This window comes from Nostoc sp. UIC 10630 (assembly GCF_010747425.1).
Taxonomy (GTDB): Bacteria; Cyanobacteriota; Cyanobacteriia; order Cyanobacteriales; family Nostocaceae; genus Nostoc.
This window is the reverse complement of sequence record NZ_JAAGOG010000088.1, coordinates 23,103-30,737: the sequence shown is the minus strand read 5'-3', so window position 1 is coordinate 30,737 and position 7,635 is coordinate 23,103. Positions and strand designations below refer to the sequence as shown.

4 protein-coding genes and 1 pseudogene are annotated in these 7,635 nt (G+C 41.0%); 3 read left to right on the top strand and 2 right to left on the bottom strand.

From position 1 onward, the window contains the following. Nucleotides 1–249: pseudogene (locus G1O98_RS20095) on the top strand (hypothetical protein); the annotation flags it as partial. On the opposite strand, the gene G1O98_RS20090 reads toward G1O98_RS20095, so the two are convergent. Both G1O98_RS20090 and G1O98_RS20085 read right to left on the bottom strand, forming a co-directional pair. Beyond that, complete coding sequence (locus G1O98_RS20090) at nucleotides 242–2,497, bottom strand: DUF1796 family putative cysteine peptidase (protein ID WP_163930955.1); 2,256 nt, start codon at nucleotides 2,495–2,497, stop codon at nucleotides 242–244. The pseudogene G1O98_RS20095 and the gene G1O98_RS20090 overlap by 8 nt on opposite strands. A gap of 327 nt (nucleotides 2,498–2,824) precedes the next feature. Continuing rightward, nucleotides 2,825–4,324, bottom strand: a complete 1,500-nt coding sequence (locus G1O98_RS20085) for an AAA-like domain-containing protein (protein WP_163930952.1) — start codon at nucleotides 4,322–4,324, stop codon at nucleotides 2,825–2,827. Between the two features lie 695 nt (nucleotides 4,325–5,019). Between G1O98_RS20085 and G1O98_RS20080 the strand changes: the two genes are divergently transcribed. Continuing rightward, nucleotides 5,020–5,736, top strand: coding sequence for a heme oxygenase (biliverdin-producing) (locus G1O98_RS20080; RefSeq protein ID WP_163930950.1), 717 nt, complete (start codon nucleotides 5,020–5,022; stop codon nucleotides 5,734–5,736). A gap of 92 nt (nucleotides 5,737–5,828) precedes the next feature. Continuing rightward, on the top strand, nucleotides 5,829–7,211 hold the full coding sequence (gene hemN, locus G1O98_RS20075) for an oxygen-independent coproporphyrinogen III oxidase (protein ID WP_163930948.1): 1,383 nt from the start codon (nucleotides 5,829–5,831) through the stop codon (nucleotides 7,209–7,211). Nucleotides 7,212–7,635 lie beyond the last annotated feature (424 nt).

Below are 7,635 nucleotides of genomic sequence, written 5' to 3'. Positions count from 1 at the left end.
CTGATGTTGTTTATAAGATATATTTACTTGTTATTATTATATATTATCTATTTATCATCTAAAAAGAACTCAGAATCAACAAATGCGATCGCCGAATCAACAAATGCGAACGCCGAATCAACAAATGCGAACGCCGAATCAACAAATGCGAACGCCGAATCAACAAATGCGATCGCCGAATCAACAAATGCGATCGCCGAATTAACAAATGCGATCGCCAAAGTAACAAATGCGAACGCCCCTACCTAATTTCCCACCCCTTCGGTATTTTAGGTGGACACCAAAAGAGGTTTTTACTAGATACCTCAAGGGATTCCAGAATTCCTCGCATGACTTCTGTGCAGTACATCCAATGCCCCAAATCGTCATACATCCGATCGGGATTAAACTCGACATTGTAGTGCAGCACATTGGGAAGGTCTAAAAACTCATCATCGCTTTGAGGAGAAAGAAGCAAGAGATGAAATGGCTTCCCCTGACATTGTTTTTCTAGCTTGTTGACTAAATCTATTACACCACCGCGATCGCTAATTCCTGTACGAACAAAAAGCACTTTATCGCAGTGCCGCAGTGCGTACCAAAACCTTTCAGAACGTGCTGTGTATCGAACCCGCATCCGTTCATGGATGGGAGACATATCGTTGCTTGGATCGTCTGTCTCTTCGACTTCATGGGCAAAGGATAGACCCGACCACTTACTATGGTAAATCCTCCCTGCATCCGGGCTATAGTGAAGGAAGGCAGGATTCCACATATCATAAAAACCGTTTTCGATCGCATCTGCAACATCTGCAATATTAGTCGCGCGCGTTAGATCGAACGGAAAGGCCGGGCCATCGTACTCCATCTTATATAGCATCATACGGACGGCACAGCGATCGCCAAGGGGAAGAATAGCCACACGGCTGATATCCGATAACTCACATTTGTATTGGAAAAACACCGCAGACTTAGGTGGTGCTTTCACCCGGCTTTCAAGCCCATCTTTGCCAATCATCATGGTACGAAAGGGAATGTCGGGATAAAGCGGATCTTCATAAACACCCGATGGCATGGCTTTAAGTGCGTTGCAAACCTCTGTCCACATCGGCTGGATGTTGTATTCGCTATCTGATTCGTTGATTATCCAGAGGTGGCGTTCGTCTGCTTGCAAAATCCCCAGATGCCCGTCATAGAAAAAAACCTGTGAGTTGTTTGGCGAAAAAAGATTGAAGGCAGCGCTATATTCTAAGTCTGCGCCAGAGGGTATATTTACTGTGGTGGCGATCGCACCATCTTCTTGCACAGCAAAGAAGGGGAGCGTCCCTGGCTTGACAGACTTTGCAATGTAAATACCTGGTATCAATCCTGCCCTACTTTGTAATGCAGTTTGCAATTCTTGCCAATAGGGAGCGATCGTGTAACTGTATTGTGATGGATTAACGATTCGTAAACGCTTCTCTTCGATACAGACAGAGACATGAAAGCCAGCATTGTCAAAGTAGATGGCAAATTCATTCGGTTGCTGGAAGCGTTGTTTTTCTTTTGCCAATTCGTCTTTGTCGATGTCGAATAGGTGCTGGTCGATCTGCTCATACATGAGGCTATGACCGACCGTGTTCGGGTGAGCCGGATCGAAGGATGTCCCCGCTTTCCATCGTCCTTGTCCATCATCCACGGCTGCCAACCAATCTAGTACAGCTACATCCCAACTTAGCATTCTGTTGTGTGTGTCTTGGAGCAGCCAGTAATGTTCCTGAGAATAGTCGCCATTAGGATAGACTCCTCCCAGAATCGGAATTGCTCCGATGTGCCGCGTCATTTTCACCAACTGCTGCAAGCCACTTTCAAATCGTCGCTGTACTGCTCGCCGTTCGTAAGGGGGACAGTAGGCTAACCCTTCGTTGCCCAGAGAAAGAGCAATAATCACGATATCTGGTTGTTCTGGGGTGACAAACCAGGGAAATCGAGCGATCGTTCTGCTGACATTCGCCCCCACTTCCGATACATTTACTAGTTGATGCCCATATTTTTGCTCTAAAGCCTGTGCTAACAACCAGACCCAACCTTTCAAAAACCAGGCTTTATGACCTAATGCGACGGAACTGCCAATGACCACAATTTTGAGTCTTTCAGCCCTTTCTTCCACGGGCATCTTGACAGTTGATTTCTCAATGTATCCAAAGGGGTAAGGCTGTAAATAACCGAATGCACCATCATCCACAACAATTGTGCTGGAATGATCCTTAGAATCAATCGGTATCCATCGGTTTGTATCTAGTAAGCTCTCCCATTGAGCATTGCCGTTGGCATCAAGGCGGACGTACTTATATTCAACTCTCTGTTGACCGCCTAACTCTTGAATTTCAATATCTGTCCACCATAGAGGATAGCGATCGCCACTTGTACGTAGGTGGATACATTTTTTAATTTCCCACAGTCCCAACTTTGGAGTAGAACCGACCAGACCGATGGATTCACCTGCTTGCGTGTATGCACTGATTTGGAATCGATACATAGAGTTTATCCTGTTTTCGTGAGTACGATACCAAACAGTCAGGCTGAAATATTTAAATCTACTTTGACAATATCACATAGAATTCTTAAGAGTCTGGTATGGATATTGTCAAGTATAATGAAACCTGATTAAAATTACCAAAGCTATCAACAGCAAGGCTTTTAAACGATTAAAAAGAATTTTATAAAATATTTTATAATTTATTAAATAGACTATATTGAATTAAAAGTATTTGTACAACTAAGAATAAATCAACAAAAGGATAAGATTAAGTTAAATTTTCCTTCAACGTCCCACTAAAAATTTGTGTGCCTGTTCTTAGCACCTCTAACTGTTGATTTGCAGCAGGCGATCGCAGAAAAACGGACGAAATAACTCACAGGCTAGACTTGCTTTGAGATCATGCAGATGCACTAACCCCATTTTGTGCAATTGGGAGCCTTGCACAGTCTCACAATCGACAGGACTTGACTGTCTGACGATTTCTATAAACGATGGCAATAAATCGGGATAGCGTTGCAGGTTCCACCATTGTTGTTCTAGGTGGTCTGCATAGATAGCGGTAGCGATCGCAGAATTTTCTAAGAGTTCTTCTAGGGTTATTGTCTGCTGCTGTAGGTAATAAAATGCTAACTGCAACCGATAGGGATGTCCCCCTAATAGAGCGATCAGGCGCTGGGTTTGTGGCGAGTTTATATCCTGTTCGCACCTATATGCTAGATCCTGCACCTGAGCAGGGGTAAACTCAGGTAACTCAATAACTAGCCCAGTATTTAAGAGAGAGGGATCGATGGAGGGAGGCATCAGAATTTCAGTAGAATGAACCGTCACCAATCGCAGCTTGTGCCAAGGATTAATGTCTGCATCGGCTTCTTTGCCTTGCTCAGACCATGTTCGTAAAAGTAAAAGAAATTCACGAGCAACGTCGGGGTAGGCAAAAAGCTGGTTGAGTTCATTGATCGCAATGACTAGGGGGCGATTCTCTATTGAATAGACTCCGCGATCAAGGTTGGGTAAGATTACATCCTGGAAATAATCAGTGGTATTTGATTTACTGCCCAAGGAGTTATGCCAAAAACTAGCAATTTCATTTGGCAAGTCTAACTGCTTACTGACTCTGGCACAGAACCATTTTAAGAAGCGTTCTAGGTTCTGTAAAATCTCGTTGTTAGCAAGTTGCAAGTTCACAGAAACGGCGCGATGACCCTGGGAGTTAGCGTAAGCCAGGATGCGAGTCATTAGGGAGGTTTTGCCCATTTGCTTGGGGGCGCGGATGTTGATCAACGCACCGGGTTGCTGGATGGCTTCGTAACAGAGGGATTCGAGAATAGGACGGTCAATGTAGAAGACTGAATCCAGGGGCATCTGCCCTCCTGGTGTAGTTAAAAGACGAGAGTATAGATTGTCTGGCGTTCGGCTCTGCCGTCCCTTCGGGAATCGTTCCATTTTGTGGGTTTGCCCTACATTACTGCAAGAATTGCATACTGGTTCGATGCGATCGCAGGCTTCAGCCCCGGACATTAAGCCAATCTCGGCAAGACTGTCTTGATGAGGTTCCAGATAAAAATAATCGTCCTTTAACAAGGTCATATTAAAGGCATTAAAACAGCACTCCAAGGTTCGTTTATCGACTCCTACTGAGCCATTAAAAACCTTACTTAAGGTATTTGGGGTTAAACCTGTTTTCTCACTTAGGTCTTCGAGAGTGTATCGCTTAAAGTTTTGCTCAATTTCTAACTGAGCTTTTGCCTGATTGAGTTTCCTTGAGCCTTGAGCCGTCAGAGTCGCACCCCGCCTTCGTAGATGATTTTTCGATCGTAATTGCATTTTTACTTGGGAATAAAGTATAAAAATGTGCTTAGTAATTTGCTTACTAAATATAGATAACTGATGCACTTTACAAATTTATGCAGTATAGTTACAAATCTTAAGTGATTAGGCTATTGAGTAAAATTGGCACGTTGATCCTATTGCCATTGGGTTTCTAAATTGGCAAATACAGTATCAAAATTACATTTTGCTTACAGTGACATCAATAATTTCGCACGACTACTTGGGGATAAATTTGGTGTTCTGGATGTTTTTCCATGTGGCGATACACCAAAATATAGCACCAGTAGCCAATTTTCTCCGATAGGTATACATAAATAGCCTATTGAGGACATCAGTTAAATTATTGAAAGTAAATTGTGAGAAATAAACTTATCGTTCATCGTTTCAGTAGAGTTAAAATGCCTATTGCAAAATCAGTTTTGTTACCATTCAACTGAAATGTGTCTGAACATGAGTATCAGAAAAACATAAATAAATACTTATATCTTTCATAGTTATATATGAATTAATAGTTAAATAATCTTAGGAGAAATAAAAATACCTGGATTTACATCGGCAGTGGTACTTGCTGGATAGACTGATGCAGATCCTCTCTAAACCTAGAATAACAATCTTTTAGGTGGAATTGGCAGGCACCCTAAGTCGGCGGCTGTCCAGAAACCTTGCGCTTGAAAATGAAGGAAGCAACAATGAGTAGCAATCTCGCCATCAAACTGCGTTCTGGAACTCAACAAGCCCACACATCAGCAGAAAATGTGGGATTCATGAAATGTTTTCTACAAGGAGTGGTGGATAGAGACTGCTTTGCCAAGTTCTTAAGTAACTTGTATTACGTCTACAGCGAATTAGAAGCAGCGTTAGATAGCCATGTAAAGCATCCTGTAATTAGTGCGGTTTACTTTCCTGAACTTAATCGCCAATCCTCGCTCGAAAAAGACATGGTGTTCTATTATGGGGATAATTGGCGAGAGCAAATTACACCCTCACCTACTGCTCAAAAGTATATTGACCGCATTCGGGAAATTTCTGCTAGTGAACCGACTTTATTGCTAGGTCATGCCTACACTCGCTACATGGGCGATCTTTCTGGGGGTCAAATGCTACAAAAAGTTGCTCAGTCAGCCCTGAAGCTTTCTGGCTATGAAGGCACGTCCTTTTACAATTTTGAGCAAATTCCTGATAAAAAGGCATTTAAGGATAAGTATCGTCAGGTATTAAACGCGCTACCTATTGATGATGCAGCAGCAGAACGGATTGTTGCAGAAGCTAATAATGCCTTTGGGTTTAATTTGCAGATGGCTCAAGAGTTAGAGGGAAGTCTAATTAAAGCACTCGGCCAAGTCCTGTTTAATAGTCTAACTCGTTCACAGAATTCAGGTAGCACTGAAATAGGTGCGGCTAATTAAGTTTGTCATTGGTCATTTGTCAATAGTTCTTACTCCCCTGCTCCCCACTCCCTATTCCCCTTCGCTTCACACATTCATTGGAAAGCAACTCAATGGTTTTTTTATTACCTGGTGTCAAGTTCGATCTGGATCTGATTCAAAAGTACGACACTCGCGCACCTAGATATACCAGTTACCCGCCCGCTACAGAGTTAAGCGAAACATTCACCGAAACTGATTTTAAGGCCGCGATCGCAGCATCAAATCAACGCCAAACTCCTATGAGTTTATATTTCCACATCCCGTTTTGCCAAAGCGCTTGCTACTTCTGCGGCTGTAACACAGTAATTTCCAACAACAAGAATATTGCTAAACCTTATGTGGAGTCTTTGGTTCAAGACATTAAAAACACCGCAGCTTTAATCGATCCAGACAGGAAAGTGCTGCAAATCCATTGGGGAGGCGGTACTCCTAATTACTTGGATCATCACCAAGTAGAATTTTTATGGAAAAACATCAATCGCTATTTCAACATCGATCCACAAGCAGAAATCTCAATTGAGATTAATCCCCGCTATATTGATAAAAACTACATTTTCTTTCTCAGAGAAATTGGGTTTAACCGCATTAGTTTCGGCATTCAGGATTTTAATAGCAAAGTTCAAGTAGCTGTAAATCGTGTTCAGCCAGAAGAAATGCTCTTTGATGTCATGAGCTGGGTTAAAGAAGCTAAGTTTGAGAGTGTGAATGTTGACCTAATTTATGGTTTACCCTATCAGACCCGTGAGACATTTCAAGAAACACTGAAAAAGACAATTGAATTAGATCCTGACCGAATAGTTGTCTTTAACTTTGCCTATGTTCCCTGGCTCAAACCGACGCAAAAAAATATTCCTCAAGAAGCGCTACCACCAGCCGAGGAAAAGTTAGATATTCTGAAAATGACTATTGAAGAATTGACGAGTAACCAATATTTATTTATTGGGATGGATCACTTTGCGAAAACTAATGACGAACTAGCGATCGCTCAACGCAATGGCACTCTCAAGCGTAATTTTCAGGGCTACACTACCCATGCGGAGACAGAATTATTTGGCTTTGGTTCCACATCTATCAGTATGCTAGAAGATGCTTATGCTCAAAATCACAAGGAATTAAAAGATTACTATCAGACAATTGCATCGGGTCATTTACCTGTTAGCAAAGGTGTCAAGCTTAGTCAAAATGATATTATCAGAAGGGATGTAATCATGGGTATTATGTCTCACTTTCAGTTACACAAGGAAAATATTGAAAACAAATATCAAATCAACTTTGATGAATATTTTTCTGAGGAGTTAGAGGCATTAAAACCACTAGAAGCTGATGGTCTAGTCAGTTTATCAAAAAATCAGATCCAGATTACAGACATAGGTCGATTACTAGTCAGAAATATTGCTGTTATATTTGATACACACACAAAAATGCGAGAGACAAAATTCTCTCGTGCTATTTAAAACAGCCGCAAATCATTGGTGAAATTTTGCAGCCTTTAGATCCCCGATTTATTAAAGAAATTGGGGATCTAATTTTTCACCATCACATTTAATTTTTAAATAAAAATGTACAAAATCAAATTTATTAAATATTAACTTTCCAACTTGATAGACAGAAACTTTTCATACATCTCTAAAAAGTTAGATTATGCAATTATATCTTCAGATAGATATATCAAAATTTAGATTGCCGATTTTTCTAATAAATCGAAAAATATGTTATTTTCAGAAACCTCGTTATTTAACTAGTAAAGCTTAATAGAAAAATATTAGAGATTTAATAATTTTTTATTTATTTGGCTGCCAAAAAATCCTTGAGCATTTTCATGCTATAAACGTCAAATGGCAATTTCCATCTAATTTATATGTAAACTCTTTTGTCTAA